Raw genomic sequence first — 25,486 nt, 5'->3', positions numbered from 1 at the left:
GAGTCATCCCCATGTCCCAGCCCGAAGCCGTGATCCTCGCCGGCGCCCGCACCCCCTTCGGTCGCATCAGCGGCAACCTCGCGAGCCGGTCGGCCGTCGAGCTCGGCACGATCGCGATCCGCGGCGCACTCGGCAGGGCGGGCATCTCCCCCGACGATGTCGACCAGGTGATCATGGGCCAGGTGCTGCAGGCCGGCGCCGGGCAGAACCCGGCCAAGCAGTCCGCGGTCGCGGCGGGCATCCCGTGGCGGGTTCCCGCGATCACGCTGAACAAAGTGTGCCTGTCGGGCCTGGTCGCGATCACGGATGCGGCGCGGCTGATCCGGCTCGGCGAGGCCGACGTGGTGGTCGCGGGCGGCCAGGAGTCGATGACGAACGCGCCGCACCTGCTGCCCGGGTCGCGCTCCGGCAAGGCCTACGGCCCGTGGGAGCTGCGCGACCACGCGGCGTACGACGGGCTGACGGACGCGTTCGACCACGACTCGATGGGCGCGTCGACCGAACGCTTCAACGCCCGCTACGGGCTCGAGCGCACCGAGCAGGACGAGATCGCCGCGGCCTCGCACGTGCGCGCCGGCCGGGCGCAGGCCGAGGGCCGGTTCGCCGACGAGATCGTGCCGGTCGAAATCCCTCAGCGCAAGGGCGACCCGGTGGTGGTCGACGCCGATCAGGGCGTGCGCCCCGACTCCTCCGTCGAGACCCTCGCGGGCCTGCGCCCCGCGTTCGACGCCGCCGGCACCATCACCGCGGGCAACTCGTCGCCGCTCTCCGACGGCGCCGCGGCGGTCGTCGTCGCGCGCCGCGACTGGGCCGAGGAACGCGGGCTGGCGTGGCTCGCGGTGGTCGGGGCATCCGGTCAGGTCGCCGGGCCCGACAACTCGCTGCACTCCCAGCCGTCCAACGCGATCGCCGCCGCGCTCGACCGCGCCGGCTGGCAGGCCGGCGACCTCGACCTGGTCGAGATCAACGAGGCGTTCGCCGCGGTCTCGCTGCAGTCGATGCGCGACCTCGACCTCGACCCCGAGCGGGTCAACATCGACGGCGGCGCGATCGCACTGGGGCACCCGATCGGCGCGTCGGGCGCGCGCCTCGCGCTGCACGCCGCGCTCGAGCTCGCCCGTCGCGGCGAGGGCCGCGCCGCGGTCGCACTCTGCGGCGGCGGCGGGCAGGGCGAGGCGCTGCTGCTGTCGCGCTGACCGGGGGCCGGGGCATCCGTCTCGGGGCGGTGGCAGGATGTGCGCATGACCGAGGCGCACCCGCCGCTGCACCACCGCCCGCGCCGCATGTCGGGCCGCGACCCGGGTGAGCCGCACCGCGCGTCGACGCCGCTCGAACTGCTCTTCGACCTGACCTTCGTGGTCGCGTTCAGCCAGGCCGGCAGCCAGGCGGCGCACCTGCTCGAGCTCGGGCACTGGGCGCCCGCGATCGGCGCGTTCTCGTTCGCGGTGTTCGCGATCGCGTGGGCCTGGATCAACTACTCCTGGCTCGCGTCCGCGTACGACAACGACGACGTCTGGTTCCGGCTGGCCACCATGCTGGCGATGGTCGGCGTGCTCGTGCTGGCCCTCGGCATCCCGCCGTTGTTCGCCTCGATCGACGCGGGCGTGCACGTCGACAACGGGCTCGTCGTCGCCGGCTACGTGATCATGCGCACGGCGACCATCGCCCTCTGGCTGCGGGTCGCGCACGACGATCCGGCGCACCGTGCGACGGCGCTCACCTACGCCGTCGTGTACGGCGCGGCGCAGGTCGGCTGGGTCGCGCTCGCGATCGTGAACCTGCCCTTCGCGCCCACCCTCGCGTTCGCCGTCGCGCTCATGCTCGTCGAGCTGATCGGCACCGTCGCGGCCGAACGCCGCGGCGCCACGCCGTGGCATCCGCACCACATCGCCGAACGCTACGGACTGCTCGTGATCATCACCCTCGGCGAGATCGTGCTCGGCACGATCCTCGCGATCTCGGCCGTCGTCGAGGAGCAGGGCTGGAGCCTCGACGCGATCCTCGTCGCGTTCGGCGGCACGCTGCTGGTGTTCGGCCTGTGGTGGGTGTACTTCATGATGCCCTCGGGCGAGGTGCTCGCCCGGCGGCACCGCGACGGGTTCACCTGGTCGGCGTTCGCGTGGGGGTACGGGCACCTCGTGATCTTCGGATCGATCGCCGCGACGGGCGCCGGGCTGCACGTCGCGGCGAACTCGATCGAAGGGCTCGCGCACATCGGCGCGACCGCAGCGCTGCTCACGGTGGCGGTTCCGGTCGCCGTGTTCATCGGGGCGCTGCTCGCGCTCCAGTCGTTGCTGCTGCGGCGGTTCGACCCGTTCCAGGTGCTGCTGTCCGCCCTCGCGATCCTCGTGCTCGGCGCCGCGGCGGTCGCCGTGGCCGCCGGACTCAGCCTCGCGGAGGGCATCGCGATCACGGCCTGCGCGCCGGTCGTCGTGGTGATCGGGTTCGAGTCGGTCGGGCACCGGCGTCAGGCGAGGGCGCTCGCGCGCGCCCTCGCCTGACCCGCGACGGTTCGCCTCAGCCGTTCGGGCGGTTCGCGCGCAGCACCTCGAGCCGCGCCCGGTACTCCTGCTCGTCGATGTCGCCCTGCGCGAAACGCTCGGCGAGAGTCTGCTCGGCGTTGCGGCCGCGCGCCCACGGTGGCCCGTATGTGCCGTCCGCCGCCCACGCCGCGCGCCGCCAGCGGCGCCCGAGGAGGCTGAACAGCAGCACGAACACGAGGATCCAGAACAGTGGAATGAGAAAGAACACCCACCCGAATCCTGCGGCCCACGGCCCGGCATGGGCCGCGGCGAGGGCGGTGATGGTGGTCAGCATGGGGTTCGCCTTTCGTCGTGCGACCCGCACGATCGGGCCGTCGCGAACGAGTCAAGCGATCGGATGCCCCGAGCGGATCCGCCCGGGGAAGACACTTTGGATGCTCCGGGGGGAGCAGGCGCCTCGGTCGCTACTGCCACCCCGGCGCGACGAGGCCCGTCTCGTATGCCGTCACGACGAGGTGCACGCGGTCGCGAGCGCCGAGCTTCTGCATGATGCGCGACACGTGGGTCTTCGCGGTCAGCGGACTCAGCACGAGCCGGGTCGCGATCTCGTCGTTCGTGAGTCCGAACCCCACCAGCTGCAGCACCTCGCGTTCGCGCTCGGTGAGCGGGTCGAGCACGCTCGGATCGGCGTGGTCGCGCAGCCCGACGGCCATCCGGTCGAGCAGCAGCTTCGTCGCACCCGGCGACAGCAGGGCCTCGCCCGCGGCGGCCACGCGCACCGCCCGGACGAGATCCTCGGGCTCGGTGTCTTTCACGAGGAACCCGCTCGCGCCGGCGCGAACCGCGCGGGCCACGTACTCGTCGAGCTCGAACGTGGTCACCACGACGACCCGCACGTCGGCGAACGCCGGGTCGGCGGCGATGCGCTCGGTCGCCCACAGCCCGTCGCCGTCGGGCATCCGGATGTCCATCAGCACGACATCCACGGATGCCCCGCGCAACCGCTCGAGCAGCTCGGCGCCGGTCGCCGCTTCGACGACCACCTCGACGTCGGGCTCGGCGTCCAGCAGCGCCCGGAACCCCGCCCGGACGAGGTGCTGGTCGTCGGCCAGCGCGACGCGGATCACGTCGCGCTCCACGGCAGCCGGGCGACGAGCCTCGTGCCGCCACCGTCGCGGGCGGCCACCTCGACGGCGCCGCCGATGAGCGCGGCGCGCTCGCGCATGCCGAGGATGCCCGCACCCGGGGCATCCGTCGCATCCGCGATGCCGCGCCCATCGTCTTCGACGGTCAGCACCAGTTCGCCGCCGTCGCGCTCGACCCGCACCGTGGCGCGGGTCGCGCCCGCGTGCCGGACGACGTTGGTGAGCGCCTCCTGCGCGATGCGGTACGCGGCGAACTGCACGGCCCTGGCCGGCCGCTGCCCGGGCGCAGGGCCGAGTCGATCGTCGAGCTCGATCGCGAGGCCCGGCGAGCGCATGCCCGCGGCGAGCCGCGGAAGCTGGTCGAGCTCCGCCTGCGGGGCCAGCGGTGCGTCGCCGTCGCGGATGACGCCGAGGACGCTGCGCACCTCGTCGAGCGCGGACTTCGAGGTCTCCTTCACCGTGGCGAGCGCGGCGCGGGCCTGCTCGGGGTCGCGGTCGAACAGGTGCAGCCCGACGCTGGCCTGCACGTGGATCTGCGACAGCGCATGCCCGATCACGTCGTGCAGTTCGCGTGCGATGCGGATCCGCTCGCGCTCCTCGGCGGTCTGCCGGCGCTGCAGCTGCTCGGCCCGGAACGCGGCCATCCGGGCGCGCCGCACCCGCACGAACCATCCGATCGCGAAGCACACGGCGAGCGCCGCGCTCGCCGCGGCGATGCGGAACGGATGCCACGACAGCCCGCTCATCGTGCCGAGCACGACGGCCGCGATCCAGCCGGTGCCCGCCGACACCGCGGTCCAGACGACCGCGCCGCGGGCGACGCCGAGGATGATCGCGAAGCCGAGCGCGACGTACGGCGGGCCGAGATCGGGGGTGAGCAGCAGGTCGGCCACCGCGAGCGCGGTGACGACGGCGACCGTCGGCCCGGGCAGGCGACGCGAGGCGAGCAGCGCGAGCGGGCCGGCGACCGCGAGCGCGATCTGCAGGGCCGCGGCGCCGAGCGGCTCGCCGCGCCACACGGCGATGCCGACGGCCGCCGGCACCTGCGCGACGAGCGCCACGACGACGGGCACCCACACGACGACGGCGGTCGGCGGCCGGAACCCGCGCGGCCCGCGCGGCGTCCACTCGGTCCACTCGGGGGCGGGCATGCCCCGATGGTAGCCGCGGCCGCGTCCGCCCGCGTCGGCCCGTCGGAGGCCGCCCGGGTACTCCCCCGGGAGCACGCGCGTGCGGGTCGGCATCAGAGCAGCGTGACCGGCTTCACCAGGTCGGCGTAGATGAGCAGTGCGCTCATCGCGCCGAGCACGATCACCACCGCGAGCGTCACCGGCATGAGCTTGGCCAGGTCGACGGGGCCGGGGTCGGGCCGGCGGGCGAGCTTCGCGAATCCGCGGCGGATCGCCTCCCACAGCGCGCCCGCGATGTGCCCGCCGTCGAGCGGCAGCAGCGGGATGAGGTTGAACACGAACAGCGCGATGTTCAGCGACGCGAGGATGCCGACCAGGCCGGCCGCCTTGTCGGCCAGTCCGAGCTGGTCGGCCGCGGCGACCTCGCCGGCCACGCGGCCCGCACCCACGATGCTCATCGGGCCGTTCGGGTCGCGCTCGCCCGGGCCGAACGCCGCGTTCGCGATGTCGATCATGCGTTGCGGCAGGTTGATGATCACCCCGGCGACGCCGGCGGTCTGCTCGCCGACGGCCGGCAGCACCGCCGTGATCGGCTGCTGCACGCGCTGCACCGACGAGGTGATGCCCACGAACCCGGCCTGCACGGTCTGCGGGTCGCCCGAGGCATCCGTGATCACCTGGCCGCGATCGTCGAGCGCGTACCGCTCGCTCAGCATCGGCGTGACCTCGAGGGCGACCTCGGCGCCGTCGCGCTCGACGACGACCGCGAGCGACTCGTCGGGGTGGTCGCGGATGATCGCCGTCGACTGCTCCCACGTCGAGACGGGCTCGCCGTCGATCGAGACGATCCGGTCGCCGGGGCGGATGCCGGCGGCGGCGCCGGGCGCCGCCGGGTCGCCGGGCTCGCAGGTCTGGCGTTCGCTGGTCGCGGGCAGGGCGCACTCGGAGACCGCGTCGACCGTGGTGGTGGTGCCGGGGATGCCGATGCCCATGAGCAGCACCCCGAACAGCAGAACGCCGAGCACCAGGTTCATGAGCGGGCCGCCGAGCATCACGATGATGCGCTTCCACACCGGCAGCCGGTAGAAGGCGCGATGCTCGTCGCCGGGCGTGATCGTCTCGGCGCTCGACGTGCGCGCGTCCTGCACGAGGCCGCGGAAGAACCCGGTGGAGTCCTCGGCCGCGTGCTCGCCCTCGGCCGGCGGGAACATGCCGATCATCGAGATGTAGCCGCCGAGCGGGATGGCCTTCACGCCGTACTCGGTCTCGCCCTTGCGCTTCGACCAGACCGTCGGGCCGAACCCGATCATGTACTGCGTCACCTTCACGCCGAACGCCTTGGCCGGAACCAGGTGCCCGATCTCGTGCAGCGCGATGGACACGGCGATGCCGAGGGCGACGATCACGACGCCGAGCACGAACCAGAGCACGGATTCCACGTCGGGAAGCGTAGCGCTGCCGGCTTTGAATCCGCTGGCCGATGCCCGAGGATCAGCCCGCGATGAGCCGATCGGCGGCCGAGCGCGCCCATCGCTCGGCCTCGGCGAGCGACTCCAGGCCGAGCGCACCCTCGCCGGGGTCGTGCGCGTCCACGACGCCGCGCACCACGTCGAGGATGCCGAGGAAGCCGATCGCCCCCGCGTGGAACGCCTGCACCGCCTGCTCGTTCGCCGCGTTGAACACCGCGGGATACGTGCCGCCGGCCCGTCCGACCTGCTTCGCGAGCGCGACCGACGGGAACGCCTCGTCGTCGAGCGGTTCGAACGTCCACGACTGCGCCGTCGTCCAGTCGAGCGGGCGGCCGACACCGGCGACCCGGTGCGGCCAGTCGAGCCCGAGCGAGATCGGCAGCCGCATGTCTGGCGGGGATGCCTGGGCGATCGTCGAGCCGTCGATGAACTCGACCATCGAGTGCACGATCGACTGGGGGTGCACCACCACGTCGATGCGGTCGTAGGGCACGCCGAACAGCAGATGCGCCTCGATGACCTCGAGGCCCTTGTTCACGAGCGTCGCCGAGTTGGTGGTGACCACGAGGCCCATGTCCCAGGTGGGGTGCGCCAGCGCCTCGGCGGGGGTCACCTGGTGCAGCTCGTCGCGCGTGCGACCGCGGAACGGCCCGCCGGACGCGGTGAGCACGAGCCGGCGCACCTCGGCGTCGGTGCCGGACCGCAGCGCCTGCGCGAGCGCCGAGTGCTCGGAGTCGACCGGCACGATCTGGCCGGGCGCGGCCAGCCGGGTGACGAGGTCGCCGCCCACGATCAGCGATTCCTTGTTCGCGAGCGCGAGCGTGGTGCCGCGCTCGAGCGTCGCGAGCGTCGGGCCGAGGCCCACCGAACCGGTGATGCCGTTCAGCACCACGTCGGCATCGACGTCGCGCACGAGCTGCACGGCCTCGTCGATGCCGAGCGCGACATCGTCGACCCCGAACTCGGCCGCCTGCGCCGCGAGCGTCTCACGGTCGCTGCCGACCGCGAGCCCCACCACCTCGAACCGGCGGGGATTGGCCCGGATGACGTCGAGCGCCTGCGTGCCGATGGAACCGGATGAGCCGAGGACGATGACGCGTTGCACGCCTCCACTGTAGAGCGCGCCGCCCCGCCGTCGTCAGGGCAGCACGGCGAGCGCGGCGACGGCCCCGCCGGGCACCACGAGATCGTGGACGCGGACGTCGGCCCAGTTCCCGCCGACCTCCGCGACGGGCCGCACGATGCGCCCGGGCGCGCCATCCGCCGTGGGCGCCGACAGGGCGAGCGCCGCCGGCTCGAGCGGCAGCGAGTGACCGAGGGCGCGCAGCAGCGCGGACTTGCGCGCCCACAGCACGTGCCGCACCGAATCCCTGGCCCGGTGCGGCGCCTCGTCGATCGCGTCGAGCTCCGAGCGGTGGAACGCCGCATCCTCGACCGCGGACCCCACCCCCGCGGCGAATCCGATGCCGATGCGCAGCCCGGGCGCGCTCGCCGCGACGAGCAGCGATCCGTGCGCGGCCGCGTCGCCCCGCCAGGGCAGGCCCGGCGGTCCGGGCGGGTACTCGATCGCCGGTGCGCCGTGCCGCGAGCCGCACTCCGCACACGCCCACCCGAGCTCGACGTCGTCGGCCGGCACGCCGGTGCGGGCGGCGAGCACGGCCGCGAGCGCCGCCTCGGCGGACGGCCGACGACGACCGCCGAACACCGCCGCCGTCACGAGTCCGTCCTCGAAGGCGACCAGATCGGCATCGTCGAGCAGGCCCATACCGTCATCTTCCCCCATGCCGTCGCATATGCCGCCGAGCGCATGCCCGCCGACGTACCGTCGACCCGTGAGCGAGATCGAGGCCGATGCCCTCCCGGCCGCCCCCAAGGCGCCCGGTGCGCTCTACCGCACGGTGCGGCTGCTGCTGCGTCCGATCGTGCTGGTGCTCTACCGCCCCCGCATCGAGGGCACCAAGCTGGTGCCGAAGGACGGGCCGGTGATCTTCGCGTCGAATCACCTGTCGTTCATCGACAGCGTCGTGATCCCGTTGACCGCGCCACGGCCGGTGCAGTTCCTGGCGAAGTCGCACTACTTCACCGGATCCGGGGTGAAGGGCTGGATCTCGCGCACGTTCTTCCGCTCGATCGGCGCGGTCAGCGTCGAGCGCGGCGCGGGCAGCCAGGCGCAGGAGGCGCTCGACCAGGGCCGCCGCATCCTCGAGTCCGGCAGCGCGTTCGCGCTCTACCCCGAGGGCACCCGGTCGCTCGACGGCCGCCTGTATCGCGGTCGCACGGGCGTCGCGTGGCTGGCGCTGACGACCGGCGCCCGCGTCGTGCCGGTGGGGCTCATCGGCACCCAGGAGATCCAGCCGGTCGGGCAGAAGCTGCCGCGCATCCGTCCGGTCACCGTGCGCTTCGGCGAGCCGCTCGATCTCTCGGCCCACGGCCCAGCGGAGTCGGGTCGCGCGCGCCGCGCCGCGACCGACGAGGTCATGGCCGCCATCCATGCCCTGAGCGGGCAGGAGCTCGCGGGCAAGTACAACGAGACCCCGCCCGAGGGGGCGATCGCCAAGCTCGTCGACCGCGTCGTCCCCCGCGAACGCATCTGAATCCCGCGGGAATTCCCAGCGCGGCTCCCGGCCGAACCGATAGGGTCGCGGCGATGAGGTCCTCCCGTCTCGCCCGCGTCGTCGCGGCAATGGTCGCGGCATCCGCCCTGCTCGCGGGCCTCGCCGCGTGCACGGCCGCGCCGGCCGCCCCGCGGGTCTCACCCGGCGCGACCGCGACCGAGGGCGCGGAGCCGTCGACCGAGGCCTTCGACCCGGCGCTCATCGTCAGCGACGACGCGTTCTTCGACAGCACCGCGATGAGCGAGGCCGACATCCAGCGCTTCCTCGAGCAGACGGCGTGCCGGCCCGACGCCGACGTGGTCTGCCTCGCGCGCTTCCGCGAGACGACGACCGACCAGCCCGACGAGGGCCCGGGGCACTGCGACGCGTACGAGGGAGCCCCGCGCGAGCGCGCCAGCCGCATCCTGCAGCGCGTCGCGGCCGCATGCGGCATCAGCCCGCGCACGCTGCTCGTGCTGCTGCAGAAGGAGCAGTCGCTGCTCACCCGGCCGACCGCTTACGGCTACCAGCGGGCGACCGGCTACGGATGCCCCGACACGGCCGACTGCGAGCAGAAGTACTTCGGGTTCTTCAACCAGGTGTACAACGCCGCGTGGCAGTTCCGGCAGTACACGGAGCATCCCGACCGCGCCTACCGCATCGGCGTCGTCGACGTGGCGTTCCATCCCGACGCGGCCTGCGGGGCGCAGCCCGTCGACATCCGCAACCAGGCGACGGCGAACCTCTACAACTACACCCCGTACCAGCCGAACGCCGCCGCCGTGCTCGACCCCGAGACGGGCGACGCGTGCTCGTCGTGGGGCAACCTGAACTTCTGGCGCCTGTGGTGGCGCTGGTTCGGCGACCCGACCGCGGAGCGGTTCGCCGGGTTCCTGCCGGCCTGCTCCCGGCTCGTCGGCGGGCACCCGTGCCCGCCCGCCGTCACCATCCCGGCCGCACCGCCGATCGCGCCCGAGTCCTGAGCTGCGGGCCGCCCTCAGTCGCCGAGCACGTCCACGGTCGGCTCGTGGCGCACCGGGAACGCGACCGATGCGGCGATGAAGCAGAGCTCGGATGCCTCGCGGTGCAGCTCCATCGCGAGCCCGGTCATGGATGCCTCGGCCACCGTGACGCGCGGCCGCAGCACCGCCTCGACGATGGAACCGCCGCCGCGGCCGTCCTCGTGCAGGACCGCGGTCGGCTCGTCGGTGTACGCGCGCACGACCACGCCGTGCTTCGCGGCCACGTACAGGTACGAGAGCAGGTGGCAGTCGGCGAGCGCGGCGAGCAGCAGCTCCTCGGGGTTCCAGCGTTCAGGATCGCCGTGGAACGCGCGCGCCGCCGAGCCTTCGACGGGGTGGAGCTTGCCGGGGGCGTTCACCAGGTGCGCCCGCCGCGCGGAGCGGGCACCGGGCCGGGCACCGGTCGGGTCCGCCCCCGCCTCGGGCGTCCACTCGAGGTGCAGGTCGAAGCGGTGTTCGCCGAGTCGCATGCGGTCTCCTCGTTCCGTCCGTCCGATTCTGCCCCGGACTAAGCTTGCAACACCATGACTGACTCCATCGACACCGAGGTTTCCGCCGCCCCCGACCGCGTCGTGACGCAGGAGCGCAGGATCGTCACCGCCGTGCCCGGTCCCGCATCGCAGGAGCTCCACCGCCGCCGCCGGGCGGTCGTCTCCGACGGCGTGTCGAGCGCCCTGCCCGTCTACATCGCGCACGCCAACGGCGCCGTGCTCGTCGACGTGGACGGCAACCAGTTCGTCGACTTCGGCGCCGGCATCGGGGTCACCACCGTCGGGCACACCGAGGCATCCGTGGTCGCCGCAGCCGCCTCGCAGCTGCAGGACGTCATCCACACGCTCTTCACGATCACGCCGTACGAGCCGTACGTGCGGGTCGCCGAACTCCTCGCCGAGCGCACCCCCGGCGACTGGGCGAAGAAGTCGGTGCTCGTGAACTCGGGCGCCGAGGCGGTCGAGAACGGCGTGAAGATCGCGCGCAGGTTCACCGGCCGGCGGGCGGTCGCCGTGCTCGACCACGCGTACCACGGCCGCACCAACCTCACGATGGCGATGAACTACAAGGCGATGCCGTACGCCACCGGCTTCGGGCCGTTCGCCGGCGACGTCTTCCACGCACCGAACTCCTACCCCTACCGCGACGGGCTGAGCGGCGAGGACGCCGCCGCACGCACCATCGCCTACCTCGAGAAGGTCGTCGGTGCGAGCGACCTCGCCTGCCTCGTCGTCGAACCGATCCAGGGCGAGGGCGGGTTCATCGTGCCCGCCGACGGGTACCTGCCGATCCTGCAGCACTGGTGCACCGAGCACAGCGTCGTGATGATCGCCGACGAGATCCAGTCCGGCATGGCCCGCACCGGCCGCTGGTACGCGAGCGAGCACTTCGGCTGGGAGCCCGACCTGGTGCTCTCGGCCAAGGGCATCGCGGGCGGGCTTCCGCTGGCTGCGGTCACCGGTCGCGCCGAGATCATGGATGCCTCGCAGCCCGGCGGGCTCGGCGGCACGTTCGGCGGCAACCCGGTGGCGTGCGCCGCGGCGGTCGCCGTGTTCGAGACCATCGAGCAGAACGGGCTGCTCGCCGAGGCCGAGCGCATCGGGCGCACCCTCACGGCCGGCCTCGAGCGCCTCAAGGCCCGCTACGACGTGATCGGCGAGGTCCGCGGCACCGGCGCGATGATCGCGATCGAGCTCGTGCAGCCCGGCACCGGCGCCACCGCGAAGCGCCCGAACGCCGACGCCGTCTCGCAGATCGTCGCGTACGCGGCGCAACGCGGCATCCTGTTCCTGAACGCCGGAACCTGGGGCAACGTGCTGCGGTTCCTGCCCAGTCTGGCGATGAGCGACGCGCTCATCGAAGACGCCCTGACCGTGCTCGACGACGCGTTCGCCGACCTCGGCTGATCGTGGCCGGCATCTTCTCGTCCTCCGACGCCGTCGAGCTCGCCGTGGTCGTTCGCAGTGGTTTCACCGAGTCCCGTCACGCCGGGTCCGCCGTCGTGCTCTCCCCCGAGGGCGAGGTGGTGCGCGAGCTCGGCGACATCCGCTCGCCGATCCTGCCCCGTTCCTGCCTGAAGCCGTTCCAGGCGATCGCGGCGATGACCTCCGGCGTCACCCTGCGCGGCGAGGACGCCGCCATCGCGACGGCCAGCCACTCGGGCACCGCCGCGCACGTCGCCCTCGTGAAGGGCCTGCTCGCGCGCGCCGAACTGCTGCCTGCGGTGCTCGGCTGCCCGCCCGCGCTGCCCCTCGACCGCGCCGCGCGCGAGCAGGTGGTGCGTTCAGGCGGCGGACCCGAGCGCGCCACGATGGAGTGCTCGGGCAAGCACGCCGCCATGCTGCTCGCGTGCGCGGCGAACGACTGGCCGCTGGAGAGCTACCTCGATGCGGGGCATCCGATGCAGCGCAAGGTGCTCGACGTGCTCGAGCGGCTGAGCGGCGAACGCCCCTCGGCGATCGCGGTCGACGGCTGCGGCACCCCCGTGTTCGCGATCAGCCTCGCGGGCCTGGCCCGTGGCATCCAGAAGATCACGACCGCGCAGTCGACGTCGCCGTTCGCGCTGTTCCGCGAGGCCGCGGCGCTCACCTCGGCCGTGCGCGAGCACGCGTGGGCGGCCGGCGGGCCCGGCCAGCCCGACACGGTCGCCGTCGAGCGGCTCGGCGTGTTCGCCAAGCGCGGCGCCGAGGGCGTCATGGTGATGACCGCGCCGAACGGCACGACGACGGCGGTGAAGGTGCTCGACGGCAGCCAGCGGGCCTCGACGATCGTCGCGCTGCGGCTGCTCGCCGACGCCGGCGCGATCGAGCACGACGCCGTCGACGCCGTGCAGGCCGAGCTCGACCTGTGGGTCATGGGCGGCGACCGCCCGGTCGGCGAGATCCGCGCGACGGTCTAGGTCGGCACATCTGGCGCGCGGGCGTGCTCAGCCCTGCTTGGCGAGTCGCTTCGCCCGCGCCGCGCGCGACACCTGCGCCGTGACGACGAGGATGATCGCGAACAGGAACACCGCCGACGCGATCACGTTCGCCTCGGCCGGGATGCCGCGCGACGCCGAGATGTACACGTACTTCGGGAAGGTGGTGACCGAGCCCGAGTTGAAGTTCGTGATGATGAAGTCGTCGAAGCTGAGCGCGAACGACAGCAGCGCGGCGGCGAGGATGCCCGGCAGCAGCAGCGGGAAGGTCACCCGCCAGAACACCTGGATCGGCGACCCGTACAGGTCGCGCCCGGCCTCCTCGAGCGCCGGATCGAGGCTCGCGACGCGGGCCTTCACCGTGACCACCACGAAGCTGATGCAGAACATGATGTGCGCCAGGATGATCGTCAGCATGTCCTTCGGCACGCCCACCGCGAGGAACTGCGCGGCGAGTCCCGCACCGAGCACCACCTCGGGCGTGGCCATCGGCAGGAACAGCAGCAGGCTCGTCGCGCTGCGCGCGCGGAACCGGTAGCGCACCAGGGCGATCGCGATCATCGTGCCGAGCGCGGTCGCGACGACGGTCGAGACGACGCCGATCACGATGCTGTTGCCGAACGCCTCGCAGACCGCGCCGCCCTCGACGGTGCAGACGTTCAGCCACTTGTCGAACGTGAAGCCGCGCCAGGAGATGTTCGACTTCAGCGAGTCGTTGAACGAGAACACGAACGTGTAGGCGATCGGGATGAGCAGGAACACGAACGCGATGATCGTGTACGCGGGCAGCAGCCAGTCGCCGAGGCCGGGCCGGCTCCCCCGCGCGCGACCGGTGCGTCGGGGCCGGCCGGCACGCGCGCCCGGCCCGCCCGGCCCGCCTTCGAGCTGCTCCTGCTCGGCGAGGCCGCCGAGGACGGCGCCGGCCTGGGCTTCACCGCTCACAGCAGGTCCTCCGTTCCGCTCCGCTTCACGTAGACGCCGACGAGCACGAGGATCACGGCCATCAGGATGATCGACAGCGCGGCCGCCGCCGGGTAGTTCAGCAGCACGAGGAAGTTCGCCTCGATGACGTTGCCCATCATCTGCGTGTCGGGGCCGCCGAGGAAGTCGCGGCTCGCGTTGATGTAGTCGCCCGCCGCGGGGATGAAGGTGAGGAGGGTCCCGGCGACGATGCCCGGCATCGACAGCGGGATGGTGACCTTGCGGAACACCGTGAACGGGTTGGCGTACAGGTCGCTGCCCGCTTCGAGGTACCGGGTGTCGAGCCGTTCGAGCGCGGTGTACAGCGGCAGCGTCATGAACGGGATGAAGTTGTAGGTGAGGCCGAAGATCACCGCGAACGGCGTGCCCGCGAAGTGCGCGTCGGGCGCGAGCAGCGAGAGCGCCTTCAGCGAGGTGATGATGAACGACTCGTCGGAGAGGATCTGCTTCCACGCGAGGGTGCGCAGCAGGAAGCTGATGAAGAACGGGGCGATCACGAGCACGAGCATCAGGCTCTGCAGCAGCGGCCAACGGCGTGCCTTCACGCCGATGAAGTACGCCAGCGGGTAGCTGAACAGCAGCGCGAACACGGTCGCCGCGAGCGCGTACCCGAACGACCGCAGGATGTGCGGCCAGTAGGCCTCGATCACCGCGACGTAGTTCTGCCAGTTGAAGGCGAACTCGTACACGCCGATGTCGCCGAACTCGCTCGGCTGCTGCAGCGACGTGAGCAGCAGCGACACCAGCGGCGTGAGGAAGAACAGCACGAGGTAGGCGATGCCGGGCAGCAGCAGGAACAGCGCGATGGGGCTGCGCCGGCGCGGAGCCTGCGGCTGCGCTTCGGCGGTCGCGAACGCGGCGAAGGCCATCAGGCCTCCTCGAGCTCCGACGCGAGCGCGTCGCGCTGCTGGGCCGCGATCGCCGAGGTCGTCGCGTCGGGCTGGAACCTCGGCTGCGCGGATGCATCGTCGGCGAGTCCGAAGCCGTGCTCGACGTGCCAGCTCACCCACGCCTCGGCGCCGACGGCGGCGGCCGGCCCGTGCCCGATGTTCTGCGCGAACACGAGCAGCGTGCCGGCTCCGGGCACGTCGACGAGGTACTGCGTGCTCACGCCCGAGAACGAGACGTCGATGACGCGCCCGGGCCCGAGCACGTTGCGATCGGATGCCGCGGCCGGCTCGGTCTCGTGCAGCGCGACCTTCTCGGGGCGCACGCCGACGGTCACGGTGCCCTGGTGCCGCCGCGCGCGGGCGGTGGGAATGCGGACGGGGGTGCCGGCGACGTCGATGGAGATCGCCTCCGCGGTGGTGCCCGCCACCGGGCCGGTGAACAGGTTCGACTGCCCGAGGAAGTTCGCGACGAACACGGTGCGCGGCAGGTCGTAGAGCTCCTCGGGGGCGCCCATCTGCTCGATCGCGCCCTGGTTCATGACCGCGACGGTGTCGGCCATGGTCATCGCCTCTTCCTGGTCGTGCGTGACGTGCAGGAAGGTGAGGCCGACCTCCTCCTGGATCGACTTCAGCTCGAGCTGCATCTGCCGGCGGAGCTTCAGGTCGAGCGCGCCGAGCGGCTCGTCGAGCAGCAGCAGCGCGGGCCGGTTCACGATCGCGCGGGCCAGCGCGACGCGCTGCTGCTGCCCGCCCGAGAGCTGTTGCGGGCGGCGCTGCGCGAGATGGTCGAGCTCGACGAGCTTCAGCGCCTCGTGCGCCCGGCCGACGGCATCCGAGATGCGGCGGCGCTTCAACCCGAACGCGACGTTCTCGATGATGGTCATGTGCGGGAACAGGGCGTAGCTCTGGAAGACCGTGTTGACCGGCCGTTCGTGCGCCTTGGTGGCGGTCACGTCGGTGCCGCCGATGAGGATGCGCCCCCGTGTCGGCTCCTCGAGTCCGGCGACGAGCCGCAACGTGGTGGTCTTGCCGCAGCCCGACGGGCCGAGCAGCGCGAAGAACGAGCCCGCCGGGATCGTGAGATCGAGTTCCTCGATCGCGGTGAACCCCGGGAAGCGCTTCTGGATCCCGACCAGCTGCAGGTCGGCCCCGCGTTCGGCGAATTCGCGTACCGCCATCTGGATCGCCGCCTACGCGCCGAGCAGGATCGACTGGAACTCGGCCTGGTAGCGCTGCTCTTCGGCTCCGGAGAGACTGCGGAAGATGTGCGCCTGCGACAGCGTCTCGTCGTCGGGGAAGATGAGCTGGTTCTCGGCGAGCTCGGGGTCGATCGCGACCGCGGCCTCTTTCGCGCCGACGACCGGGGTGATGTAGTTCACCCAGGCGGCGACCTCGGCGGCGACCTCGGGCTCGTAGTAGTAGTTGATGAGCGTCTCGGCGTTGGTCTTGCGGGGCGAGCCGATCGGCACCAGGAAGTTGTCGTTCCACAGCGTGCCGCCGGCGGTCGGCAGGGCGAACTGCCACTTGTCGCCGGCCTCGGCGTTGATCACCGTGATGTCGCCCGACCAGCAGATCGCCGCGAGCGTGTCGCCGCTCTTCAGGTCCTCGAGGTACGAGTTGCCCTTGATGTTGCGCACCTGGCCGTTCTCGACCTGCTCGCGCAGCACGTCGATGCCGGCCGTGAACTCGTCGTCGCCCCAGTCGCCGGCGATGTCGACGCCGTTCTGCAGCATGATCAGGCCCATCGTGTCGCGCATCTCGCTGAGCACGCCGACCCGGCCCTTCAGCTCGGGGTTCCAGAGGTCTTCGACGGACTCGAGGCCGCCCGGGATCACCTCGGTGTTCCAGCAGATGCCCGCGAACCCGCCCTGCCACGGCACCGAGTAGGTGCGGCCCGGGTCGAAGTCGGGGTCGCGCAGCGCGGGTTCGAGGTTGGTCAGGTTCGGGATGTTCGCGTGGTCGAGCTCCTGCGTGTACCCGAGCCGGATCCACCGGCTCACCATCCAGTCGGTGAGGCAGACGGTGTCGGCGCCGATGTCCTGACCGAGCTGCAGCTGGTCTTTCACCTTGCCGTAGTAGGTGTTGTTGTCGTCGACGGCGACGTCGTAGGTGACGGTGATGCCGGTCTGCGCTTCGAACGCCTGCAACGTGGGGTAGTTGCCGTCGTCGTCCTCGTCGATGTAGGCCGCCCAGTTCGCCCAGGCGAGGGTCTTGTCGGTGGCGGACGTATCGGCCGCCGCGGTCGGCTTGGCCTGGCCGCCCCCGGTCGAGCAGGCGGCGAGCGCGAGGGCGGATGCCCCGGCGCCCGCGCCGGCGAGAAGGCTTCGCCGGGTGAGCTGGGCGCGCCGGGCCTGCAGCACGAGCGATCTGATCATCGGATCCTGGGGAAGGGGTCGAGACGTCACGATGTCTCCTCTCGGGCACAGGGCACGTGCAGTGGGTGGGAAGATATTGCCACACCGCGGGCCGCGAATCACGCGTTCATGGCCGATTCGTTACCTTCTGAGGAATCCTTCGACGGAATCCGCATCTCGAAGCGACGATTCTCCACCGTTTCCGTCGTGCGGGCGCGCACCTGCACGGCGCTCGTCGATACCGTCGTCGGCCAGCTTCGGCGAGCCGGCGCCTCGCCCGGGCGCAGCACCCAGCACTGCGGTGGTCGCTCGTCGAGCAGCGGCGGCAGACCGCGGTCGCGAGCCAGGGCACGGTACTCGGCGGGGCCGCCGCGTACGACGACCACGCCGGCCTCCCGCACTGCGGCCGCCACCGCCCACGCTCCGGCCCAGGACTCGGCGTCCGCGGCGAGCACGACGCGCTCCCCCGGCTCACCGGCGGCGGGGGCCGCCGCGAGCGCGGCCTCGGCGGCCCGGGCGGCGTCGGGCCGGGCGTCGAACACGAGCGGGTCGGCGCCGAGGAGCGCGGCCACCGCGGGCCCGTCCGCGCGCGGAACCGTGCTCACCACCGCGACCCCCCGAGCGCCGGGGGCCAGCAGGTCGGCGGCGGTGAGCGCGGGCGCCCCCTCGCCGGGGATTGGGTCGTGCCGCCGGCTCGGCGACGCCTCGACCACCTGCACCCGCAGCCCCCGCCACTGCCCAGCCCCGGCCGGGTCGGCGTCGTTCCACAGGTCGCCCACGCCGCCGGCTTGCACCAGCTCCATGCGGCTCGCGTGCCGCAGCCGCAGCACCTGGCCGAACCCGTCGAGGCCGGCGCGCCCGGCCGCGTTCGCGCTGCGGGCCGACGCGGCGACGGCGAGCCCGCCCCCGCGCCCCTCCCGGGTGAGGGATTCGACGAGGTCGGCCGCCTCGAGCCGGTACGGTTCGGGCCAGGCGCGGAAGCGCAGGTCGAGGTCGTCGATGACGAGCAGTCGATCGGCGCCGCCGCCCGAGCGTGCCGCGTCGAGTTCGCTCCGCAGGGTGTCCCACTGCCGGCTCCGCGGGCCGCCGAGCACGACGACCTCGCCGCCGGGACGATCGCGCCGCCACGCGTCCGCGACCGCGTCGAGGGCGCCGGTGCGGCCCGACCCCGGCGCTCCGACGACGAGCAGGTTGCCGTCGCGATCGGGGTGCCATCCGGCGGCGACCCGGCGCTGGCGGCCGGGGTCGTCGGCGAGACCGAACACGACGGAGCCGTCGGCGCTGCGGCGCACTGCGACGAGCTCTGGGTGATCGGCCGGGAGCCGGTGCGGCAGCGGCGCCAGCCACGGCCGGCGCGCGGGCGCGGCCCCGGCGCGACGCAGGTGCAGACGTTCGAGTGCTGCCGCGTCGGCGAGCGCCGACTGGAACGGCGTCGGCCGGCCGTCGCCGCGCACCAGCACCGCGCGGCCCGGCACCTCGGCGGGCAGGCGGGCGGCGAGATCGGATCCGATGACGGCGGTGCTGTCGGCGGCCGCGAGCACCCGCAGCGAGATGCGCAGCGGGCAGTTCGCGGTGATCGCCTCGCGCACCACGCCGTTCGGGCGCTGGGCGGCGAGCACCAGGTGCACGCCGAGCGATCTGCCCCGTGCCGCGAGGTCGGCGATCACCTCGCCGAGTGCGGGGAAGCGTTCGATCATCGCCTGGTACTCGTCGACCACGACGACGAGCCGGGGCAGGGTCGTGGTCGCCCCGAGCGACGTGAGGTCGCGCGCCCCGGCCGTCGTGAGCACCTGCTCGCGATGGCGGAGCTCGGCGCGCAGGCTCGCGACCGCGCGCCGCGCCTCGCTCTCGTCGAGGTCGGTGACCACGCCCGTGACATGCGGCAGGCCGATGAGCGGGGCGAACGCCGCACCGCCCTTGAAGTCGACGAGGAGGAACGCGACCGCCTCGGGCGGATAGGCGGCGGCGAGCGCGGCGACCCAGGCGAGCAGGAACTCGCTCTTGCCGCTGCCGGTCGTGCCCGCGACGAGCGCGTGGGGGCCGTCGGCGACCAGGTCGAGTTCGACCGTGTCGTCGGCGCTGCGTCCGACCACGGCTCGCAGCCGCGCGCGGCCGTCGAGCTCCCCCGCCGGCTGCGGCAGGGAGCCCCAGTGCACCGACTGGGGCGGCTCGGCGGGCGATGCGGCGGTCGCGGCCGCCCGACCGACCGCACGGGCCCACTCGGCCGCCTCGCGTTCGCTCACCAGGTGGGGCACCACCGGGCGATGATCGGCGAATCCGGCGTGCCGGACGAGCACCGCCGCGGTGGGCGACTCCAGCCGGAGGACGGTGGCGAGACCCGGCGGCAGGCCCGCTTCGGTCGGCGCGACGGCGATGCAGCCGGCATCGCCGCCGCCGGCGCCGAGGGTCGCGCCGAGGGTCGCGCCGACGCCGGCGGCACCGGCCCCGTGCGATGCCGCGTCGACGACGAGGATCCGCCGGTCTCCGCGGCGATGCGGCAATGCACGCGCCCACGACCATCCGTCGCGGGGCAGGTCGACCGTCACCGCGCCCGGCGCCGCCCGGTGCGCCGCCTGCACGAGTGCGGCACGGGCGGCCGAGCGGGCGAGCGCGATCGGCCCGACGAATCCGATGCCGTCGCCGACGGGCGCCGCCAACGGCAGGTCGTCGCAGATCGCGGCGCGCGCGAGCGCGGCACGATCGAGGTCGTCCGAGGGGGTGCCGTCGAGCCGCAGCGCACTGCGCCCGGCCGCTCGCCCGAGCACCGCGCTGCCCGCGTCGCGGTGGCGCCAGTCGGACCCGGGCGGCGCCGCCAGCACGGTGCGCGCCGAACCGGCGCGCCGCCACGCCTCGGCGCGCTCGGCGTCGTGCCCCGCCCGGACGCGTTCGTCGAGTTCGGCGAACGCGGTCGCCCGTTCGAGTGCGGCGCGGCGCAGCGTGCGTCGCCGCTGCCGGCGCCCGTCGAGCAGCGACGCGACCGCCGCGAGCGGCCCGAGCGCAGCGAACACCAGCGCGAACGTCGACCCCGTCAGCGCCCAGAGCACTCCGGCGCCGCCGATCGGCGCGAGCGTGGCGAGCACCGGGAACCCGGCGCGAGGCGCCTCGGGCACCGGCGCGGGCAGCGACAGCACGGGCTCGGCCGCGAGCGACGGCACGGTCGCGAGCGTGCCTGCGGCGCGCGGCACGGCCGAGAGCGCGGCGGGCGTCGCCGCATCCGCGTTGGAGTGGGCTCGTCGACGTGGCATCCCGCCAGTCAACCGGCGCCGCCCGCCCGACCCGACGCCGCCCGGCCCCGCTGTGGACACTCGGCCCGATCGCGACGCTGTGCAGGAGGAGTCGGCTACGACACCTCGAACGACTGCTCGGCCAGTTGCACGAGCCCGCCGCGCGGCACGAGGTACCGGCGCCCGGGCTCGCAGCGCACCGCGCCGTCGGGCCCGCGCCGCAGGATCGTGCCGTTGCCCGAGAACCGGTCGGCCACCCACAGGTCGCCGTCGTGCTGGCCGAACTCGAGGTGCGTCTTCGACACCGACAGCGTGCGGTCGGCGATCTGCACGAGATGATCGAACGCCTCGCCCGGCTGCGGCAGCGGATTGCGGCCCACCAGCCCCGTGCCGAACACGGTGCGCACTTCGCCGGTCGAGAACCGCAGGGTGAACGTCGTGCCGGGCCGAGCCGGCGGCGCGACCGCAACCGGGTCGGGGGCGGTGGACGGCAGCGACACGCTCACCACGCCGGACGGCGAACGGTGCAGGATCGTGGTGTCGCCCGGTCGCGGATCGACGAGGCGGCGCGACTCGGGGGTCGCGCTCGTCGAACTGCCGCACTCACCGCAGAACATCGCCCCGGCGGGCAGATCGGCCGTGCAGATCCGACACCTCACGCGCGGCCTCCTCTCCGCGGGACAGCGTACCCGCCGAGCGAGCGCAGGGAGACGCGCGCTCGCAGCCGAGCACCGCGACCGCGGTCGCGTTCGAGGCCCGTGCGCAGCCGGTCGACCGCCGACCAGACCTCGGTCGCCTGCGTGTCGGCCACCTCGGCGGCCGGCGCGAACACCGCCCGGTCGACCGCCGACGCGAGCGCGAGCGGCAGCAGCCCGCCGACGGTGGCCGCCTGCTCGGCTCGAGTGCCGCCCTGCGGCAGCAGGTAGCCGTGGTCGACCGCGGTGTCGGCGAACTCCTCCCACGCGCCCTCGATGCGGCTCACGGGATCGGCGGCGGAACGGCGGATGCGTCGCCGGCGCGCCTTGGCGATGAGGATCGCCGCGAACGGACTGGCGACGAACATCCCCGCGAGCAGCACGATGCCCGTGCCGGCGGCGATCCGCCCGGCGATGGCCGGCCAGGGGTCGACGCCCTCGTCGCCCTCGTCGCGGGCGCCCTCGGGATCGATGTCGAGGTCCTCGACGGGCGTGCGGCGCTCGGGCGGCGGGAGCACCGACTGCGGACGCGAGACGACGGTCGGCTCGTCGGGGCTGCGCTCGGGGATGTCGCGCGCGTCGGGGTTCGGGTCGACCTGGCGCCAGCCGCCGTCGGAGGTCTGCACCTCGATCCACGCCCGCAGGTCGGAGGCGACGAGCGTGGTCGTGGCATCCGAAGCATCCGTGGGAGCCGAAGCATCCGTGGCGTCCGCGGCCAGGTACCCGACCGCCACCCGCGTCGGGAACCCGATCTCGCGAGCGAGCAGCGCCGCGAGCACCGCGTACTGCTCGCCGTCGCCGACCATCGGCCGTTCGGACACCAGCTCCTCGAGGCGGTCGAGCGAATGGCCCGGCCGGCTCGCCGGTTCGTCGGGCAGGCCGTGGCTCACGTACCCGTCGCGCCGGATGCCGGCGATGAGCGCCGCGAGCCGTTCCCCCTCGGTCAGCGTGGACGGGGCCCACTCCTCGAGCGCACGGCGCAGCGAGTCGGGCAGATCGGGGCCCGACGCCACCACCGCGGTGCCCGGCTTGTATCCCGACACCGCGGTGAGCGGCGCCGCCGCGATCGACTCGGCGGTGTACCGGTCCCCCGCACGCAGCCCGCCCACGAGCGCGGATGTCCCGGTGGTGTCGTTGTAGGCGAACCGCTGGGTGAGCTCGACCGCGCGCGGGCCGTCGAAGTCGATGCGTTCGAGCCGCCCGACCCCCGGCACCCAGACGTCGTCGTACTCGCGCACGAGCACGTCGAGTCGCACCGGGTCGCCGGGCGTGTCCGACTGGTCGAGCCGGTACGGCAGGCGGGCGAACCGACCGGATGCCCCGCTCGAACCCGCGCCGACCGAGTACACGACCCCGTCGTAGCTGTCGAGCGAGGCGAGCCGCAGACCCCATCCCTCGGGCAGCCCCTGCACGTCGAGCATCGGGCGGTCGGCGACCGCGGGCTCGAACGCGGTGCGGAACGCGGCCAGCGGGCTCAGCAGATCGCGCGGATCGAACACCGGCTGCAGGTCGGCGCGCACCACCTGGCGGGGACCCGCCGGCACCGCTGCCGCCGCGAGCCCCGCACCCGTCACCGCCACGGCCCCGATCGCCACCGCACCGAGCACCCGGCGCGCGTCGGCGATCACCGCCACCGAGCGCCGGTCGACCCCGAGCGCGCGCCGTCGGGCGATCGACAGCCGCACCAGCCAGGCCCCGGCGAGCAGCAGGAAGGCGATCCCGGTCTCGAACGCCGCCTCGCCGTGCACCGTGCCGAACGCGATGCCGACCACGAGCAGGCCCGCCGGAGGCAGCACCGCCGCACCCGGGAAGCGGGACCGCAGGGCGATCGTGGCCGCGGCCGCGGCCGCGATCAGCGCCAGCAGGAACGGCGGTACGAGCAGCGACTGGTACGAGCCGACCGGGACGGCCACGGTGACCAGCTGCTTCCACGACGCCCACGTCGCGACCACGAGCTCGACGAGCCCCTGCGGGCTCGGCAGCACCGTCGCGAACGCGAGACCGGGGATGGCGGCCGGCACGCCCAGCACGAGGAAGGCCCCGGCGACCGACGTTACGACGAGCCAGGCCGGCCACCGTGCCAGCGCACCGGCGACGCCGATCGCGAGACCCGCGCCCGCCGCCACCGCGACCGCCACCGCGAACGCGGGGCTCTCGTAGACCGGCCACCACGGGATCGCGGCCGCCGCGATCATGCCGGCGATGAGCAGCACCTCGACGGTGATCGCGCCGGCGCCCTGCCGCGGAGCGGCGCGCACCCGCGACCGCGCCGCCGCTGCCGCCGCTGCCGCCTGCCGCGGATGCCGGGAGCTCATGCCGCCGCCGATCTGGCGAGCATCGAGCGCAGGTCGTCGAGCCGGCCGACTCGGAACACGGTGAGCGCGCCCACCTGGCGCGCCGAGGGCGTGCCGTCGGCGGTGCACAGCACGCCGATCGACTCGATGCCGGAGGGCAGCCGCACCGCGGCCTGGCGCACCGCCGCCACGCCGCGCGCGGACCCGGTGGCGATGATCGCCAGCGACAGCCCGTGCAGCCCCTCGCCGACGGCGCGGGCGACGTCGGGCAACGGCGCCGCCCGATCGTCGGCCTCGACGAGGCAGAGGGCGTCCAGCAGCCGATCGCGCGACACGGTGGGCAGCTCGTCGAAGGCGCCCCCGCCCGTGCGGGCCGCCGACACCACGAAGGCGACGGTGCGCGCGTCGCGGATCGCACGCACCCCGACCGACCCCGCGACGCTCACCGCGAGCTCGAACTCGGCGTCGTCGCGGTACGCCGACCGATCCAGGTCGAGCAGCACCAGCAGGCGGCTGCGCCGCGTCTGCTCGAACTGGCGCACCATGAACGTGCCGGTCTTCGCCGAGCTGCGCCAGTGGATGTGCCGTCGATCGTCTCCCGGCTGGTACTCGCGCAGCGCGTGGAACGCGATGTCGCTCGACGTCAGGTCGCGGGTCGGCGCGCCCTCGAGGTCGCGGATGAGTCCGCTGGAGAGCGCCTCGACCGGCGCGATCCGCGGATGCACGTGCAGCACCTCGGGGTCGCTCCACACGATCTCCCGTCGGACGAGGGCCAGCGGGTCGGCGCGCACGGTGCGAACCGGACCCACCGCCACGACCCCGCGGCGCTCGGTCGGGATGGGGAATGTCTCGTCGAACCGACCGCCGCGACTGAGCGCCGGCAGCACGCGCTCGACGATCCGCCCGCCGACCGGCACCTCGACGATCAACCCGATCAGCCGCCGCCCGGCGGGGTTCTCGGCGACCAGGCGCGCCGAGGCGGCCTCGCCGACCGCGACCCTCGGGGTCGACAGCTCGAGCCGGATCGACGCCGCACCGCGGCCGATGAGCCACAGCGACGCCACCGCGGCCGCCACCGCGAGCCCCCAGCCGATCAGCACCGGCTCGAGCCATCCGAACAGGTAGCCGACCACGAGCGCCACGACGGCTGCGCCCGCGACCGCCCAGCCGACCGGCGTGACCACGCCGCGCACCCACCGCCCACCGCGCACCGCGCCGGCCGTCAGGCGCCGTCCGCCCCCGACCGCGGCCGCGATGCCCGCCGCGAGCGCGCCCTCGCGCGCCCGATCGCGCGGGCCGGCCGGGGTCGGGGCGTGGCTCACATCGCCTGCCTCGTGGATGGCGGCGCCGTCTCGATGAGCACCTGGGCCACCACGTTCGAGGTCGTCACCCCGTCGAACTCGGCCTCGGGATCGAGGATGAGCCGGTGCGCGAGCACGGGCTCGGCGAGCGCCTTGACGTCGTCGGGCACCACGTAGTGACGCCCCCGGGAGGCCGCATGCGTCTTCGCCGCGCGGATCAGCGCCAGCGCGCCGCGCACGCTGACGCCGAGCCGCACCTCGCGCGCGGAGCGCGTGCCCTCGACCAGCCGGGACACGTAGTCGTGGATCGTCGGGTCGACGAACACCGTGCGTGCGGCGGCGGCCATGTCCACGACGTGCTCGGCGTCGAGCTGCGGCTCGACGATGTGGGCGTGGGCGCGCTGGTCGGCTCCCTCGAGGATGCGGATGGTCGACGCGTGGTCGGGGTAGCCGATCGACGAGCGCATCAGGAACCGGTCGAGCTGGGCCTCGGGCAGCCGGTAGGTGCCGGCCTGCTCGATCGGGTTCTGGGTCGCGATGACCATGAACGGATGCCCCACCGCATGCGTCTGGCCGTCGACGGTGACCTGTCCCTCCTCCATCACCTCGAGCAGGGCCGACTGCGTCTTCGGGCTGGCCCGGTTGATCTCGTCGGCGAGCACGATGTTCGCGAAGACCGGGCCGGGGTGGAAGTCGAATCGACCGGTGCGCTGGTCGTACACGGTGACGCCCGTGATGTCGCCCGGCAGCAGGTCGGGCGTGAACTGCACGCGGTTGCTCGTGCCCGCCACGGACTGGGCCATGGCCCGCGCGAGCGACGTCTTGCCGGTGCCCGGCACATCCTCCAGCAGCAGGTGCCCCTCGCTCAGCAGCGCGATGAACGCGAGCCGCACGATGCGGTTCTTGCCGAGCAGCACGTCCTCGACCGCGCCCACGAGCCGGTCGAGATCGGCGGCGAACGCTGCAGCCTCATCGGGGGTCATCGTCATCGAGCGG

22 protein-coding genes are annotated in these 25,486 nt (G+C 73.6%); 6 read left to right on the top strand and 16 right to left on the bottom strand.

Annotation, left to right across the window (positions count from 1 at the left end; genetic code table 11):
- Window positions 1-11 precede the first annotated feature (11 nt).
- Complete coding sequence (locus MTO99_RS02285) at window positions 12-1,196, top strand: acetyl-CoA C-acetyltransferase (protein ID WP_243556609.1); 1,185 nt, start codon at window positions 12-14, stop codon at window positions 1,194-1,196.
- Window positions 1,197-1,241: 45 nt separating this feature from the next.
- Entirely contained in the window at window positions 1,242-2,501 is a 1,260-nt protein-coding gene (locus MTO99_RS02280; RefSeq protein WP_243556608.1) for a low temperature requirement protein A, read from the top strand.
- A 16-nt stretch (window positions 2,502-2,517) separates the two neighbouring features.
- On the opposite strand, the gene MTO99_RS02275 is transcribed toward MTO99_RS02280, so the two are convergent.
- From MTO99_RS02275 to MTO99_RS02250, 6 genes are all read right to left on the bottom strand, one after another.
- Window positions 2,518-2,817: an SHOCT domain-containing protein gene (locus MTO99_RS02275; RefSeq protein ID WP_243556606.1), complete on the bottom strand. Its 300-nt coding sequence runs from the start codon at window positions 2,815-2,817 to the stop codon at window positions 2,518-2,520.
- Window positions 2,818-2,947: 130 nt separating this feature from the next.
- The gene (locus MTO99_RS02270) at window positions 2,948-3,610 is read right to left on the bottom strand and encodes a response regulator (protein ID WP_243556604.1); all 663 of its coding nucleotides are present in this window, start codon (window positions 3,608-3,610) and stop codon (window positions 2,948-2,950) included.
- Window positions 3,607-4,779 (bottom strand): sensor histidine kinase, encoded by a 1,173-nt coding sequence (locus MTO99_RS02265; protein WP_243556602.1) that lies wholly within the window; start codon window positions 4,777-4,779, stop codon window positions 3,607-3,609. The genes MTO99_RS02270 and MTO99_RS02265 overlap by 4 nt, the downstream gene beginning before the upstream one ends.
- 92 nt (window positions 4,780-4,871) lie before the next feature.
- The gene (locus MTO99_RS02260; protein ID WP_243558899.1) at window positions 4,872-6,188 is read right to left on the bottom strand and encodes a M50 family metallopeptidase; all 1,317 of its coding nucleotides are present in this window, start codon (window positions 6,186-6,188) and stop codon (window positions 4,872-4,874) included.
- A 61-nt stretch (window positions 6,189-6,249) separates the two neighbouring features.
- On the bottom strand, window positions 6,250-7,332 hold the full coding sequence (dxr, locus tag MTO99_RS02255) for a 1-deoxy-D-xylulose-5-phosphate reductoisomerase (RefSeq protein ID WP_243556600.1): 1,083 nt from the start codon (window positions 7,330-7,332) through the stop codon (window positions 6,250-6,252).
- 33 nt (window positions 7,333-7,365) lie between these two features.
- On the bottom strand, window positions 7,366-8,010 hold the full coding sequence (locus tag MTO99_RS02250; RefSeq protein WP_243556598.1) for a 4'-phosphopantetheinyl transferase family protein: 645 nt from the start codon (window positions 8,008-8,010) through the stop codon (window positions 7,366-7,368).
- Window positions 8,011-8,020: 10 nt separating this feature from the next.
- Here MTO99_RS02250 and MTO99_RS02245 point away from each other — a divergent pair, with 10 nt between their 5' ends.
- On the top strand, window positions 8,021-8,821 hold the full coding sequence (locus MTO99_RS02245) for a lysophospholipid acyltransferase family protein (RefSeq protein WP_435520787.1): 801 nt from the start codon (window positions 8,021-8,023) through the stop codon (window positions 8,819-8,821).
- 53 nt (window positions 8,822-8,874) lie between these two features.
- Entirely contained in the window at window positions 8,875-9,804 is a 930-nt protein-coding gene (locus MTO99_RS02240; protein WP_243556597.1) for a hypothetical protein, read from the top strand.
- 14 nt (window positions 9,805-9,818) lie between these two features.
- Here MTO99_RS02240 and MTO99_RS02235 read toward each other — a convergent pair whose 3' ends face one another.
- On the bottom strand, window positions 9,819-10,313 hold the full coding sequence (locus tag MTO99_RS02235) for an OsmC family protein (protein WP_243556595.1): 495 nt from the start codon (window positions 10,311-10,313) through the stop codon (window positions 9,819-9,821).
- Window positions 10,314-10,367: 54 nt separating this feature from the next.
- Here MTO99_RS02235 and gabT point away from each other — a divergent pair, with 54 nt between their 5' ends.
- A complete protein-coding gene (gabT, locus tag MTO99_RS02230; RefSeq protein ID WP_243556593.1) occupies window positions 10,368-11,741 on the top strand; it encodes a 4-aminobutyrate--2-oxoglutarate transaminase in 1,374 nt (457 codons plus the stop codon).
- Window positions 11,742-11,743: 2 nt separating this feature from the next.
- The gene (locus MTO99_RS02225) at window positions 11,744-12,733 is read left to right on the top strand and encodes an asparaginase (protein ID WP_243556591.1); all 990 of its coding nucleotides are present in this window, start codon (window positions 11,744-11,746) and stop codon (window positions 12,731-12,733) included.
- Between the two features lie 27 nt (window positions 12,734-12,760).
- Here the strand turns inward: MTO99_RS02225 and MTO99_RS02220 are convergent, their stop codons facing one another.
- The 9 genes from MTO99_RS02220 to MTO99_RS02180 all read right to left on the bottom strand — a co-directional run bounded on the left by MTO99_RS02220 (window position 12,761) and on the right by MTO99_RS02180 (window position 25,479).
- On the bottom strand, window positions 12,761-13,543 hold the full coding sequence (locus tag MTO99_RS02220) for an ABC transporter permease (protein ID WP_243558895.1): 783 nt from the start codon (window positions 13,541-13,543) through the stop codon (window positions 12,761-12,763).
- 146 nt (window positions 13,544-13,689) lie between these two features.
- Window positions 13,690-14,601 carry an ABC transporter permease gene (locus tag MTO99_RS02215; protein WP_243556588.1) on the bottom strand — a complete coding sequence of 304 codons (912 nt, stop codon included), beginning with the start codon at window positions 14,599-14,601 and terminating at the stop codon, window positions 13,690-13,692.
- Complete coding sequence (locus MTO99_RS02210; protein ID WP_243556586.1) at window positions 14,601-15,800, bottom strand: ABC transporter ATP-binding protein; 1,200 nt, start codon at window positions 15,798-15,800, stop codon at window positions 14,601-14,603. Before MTO99_RS02210 ends, MTO99_RS02215 begins: the two co-directional genes overlap by 1 nt.
- Window positions 15,801-15,812: 12 nt before the next feature.
- Entirely contained in the window at window positions 15,813-16,997 is a 1,185-nt protein-coding gene (locus MTO99_RS02205; RefSeq protein ID WP_243556584.1) for an ABC transporter substrate-binding protein, read from the bottom strand.
- Between the two features lie 98 nt (window positions 16,998-17,095).
- A complete protein-coding gene (locus MTO99_RS02200) occupies window positions 17,096-20,221 on the bottom strand; it encodes an FtsK/SpoIIIE domain-containing protein (protein WP_243556582.1) in 3,126 nt (1,041 codons plus the stop codon).
- A gap of 95 nt (window positions 20,222-20,316) precedes the next feature.
- Window positions 20,317-20,859, bottom strand: coding sequence for an FHA domain-containing protein (locus MTO99_RS02195; RefSeq protein ID WP_243556580.1), 543 nt, complete (start codon window positions 20,857-20,859; stop codon window positions 20,317-20,319).
- The gene (locus tag MTO99_RS02190) at window positions 20,856-23,210 is read right to left on the bottom strand and encodes a transglutaminase TgpA family protein (RefSeq protein ID WP_243556578.1); all 2,355 of its coding nucleotides are present in this window, start codon (window positions 23,208-23,210) and stop codon (window positions 20,856-20,858) included. Before MTO99_RS02190 ends, MTO99_RS02195 begins: the two co-directional genes overlap by 4 nt.
- Window positions 23,207-24,511, bottom strand: a complete 1,305-nt coding sequence (locus tag MTO99_RS02185; RefSeq protein ID WP_243556576.1) for a DUF58 domain-containing protein — start codon at window positions 24,509-24,511, stop codon at window positions 23,207-23,209. Before MTO99_RS02185 ends, MTO99_RS02190 begins: the two co-directional genes overlap by 4 nt.
- Complete coding sequence (locus MTO99_RS02180) at window positions 24,508-25,479, bottom strand: AAA family ATPase (protein WP_243556574.1); 972 nt, start codon at window positions 25,477-25,479, stop codon at window positions 24,508-24,510. The genes MTO99_RS02185 and MTO99_RS02180 overlap by 4 nt, the downstream gene beginning before the upstream one ends.
- Window positions 25,480-25,486: the final 7 nt, after the last annotated feature.

This window comes from Agromyces larvae (genome assembly GCF_022811705.1).
Classification (GTDB): Bacteria; Actinomycetota; Actinomycetes; order Actinomycetales; family Microbacteriaceae; genus Agromyces; species Agromyces larvae.
This window is presented reverse-complemented; position numbering and strand designations above follow the sequence as displayed.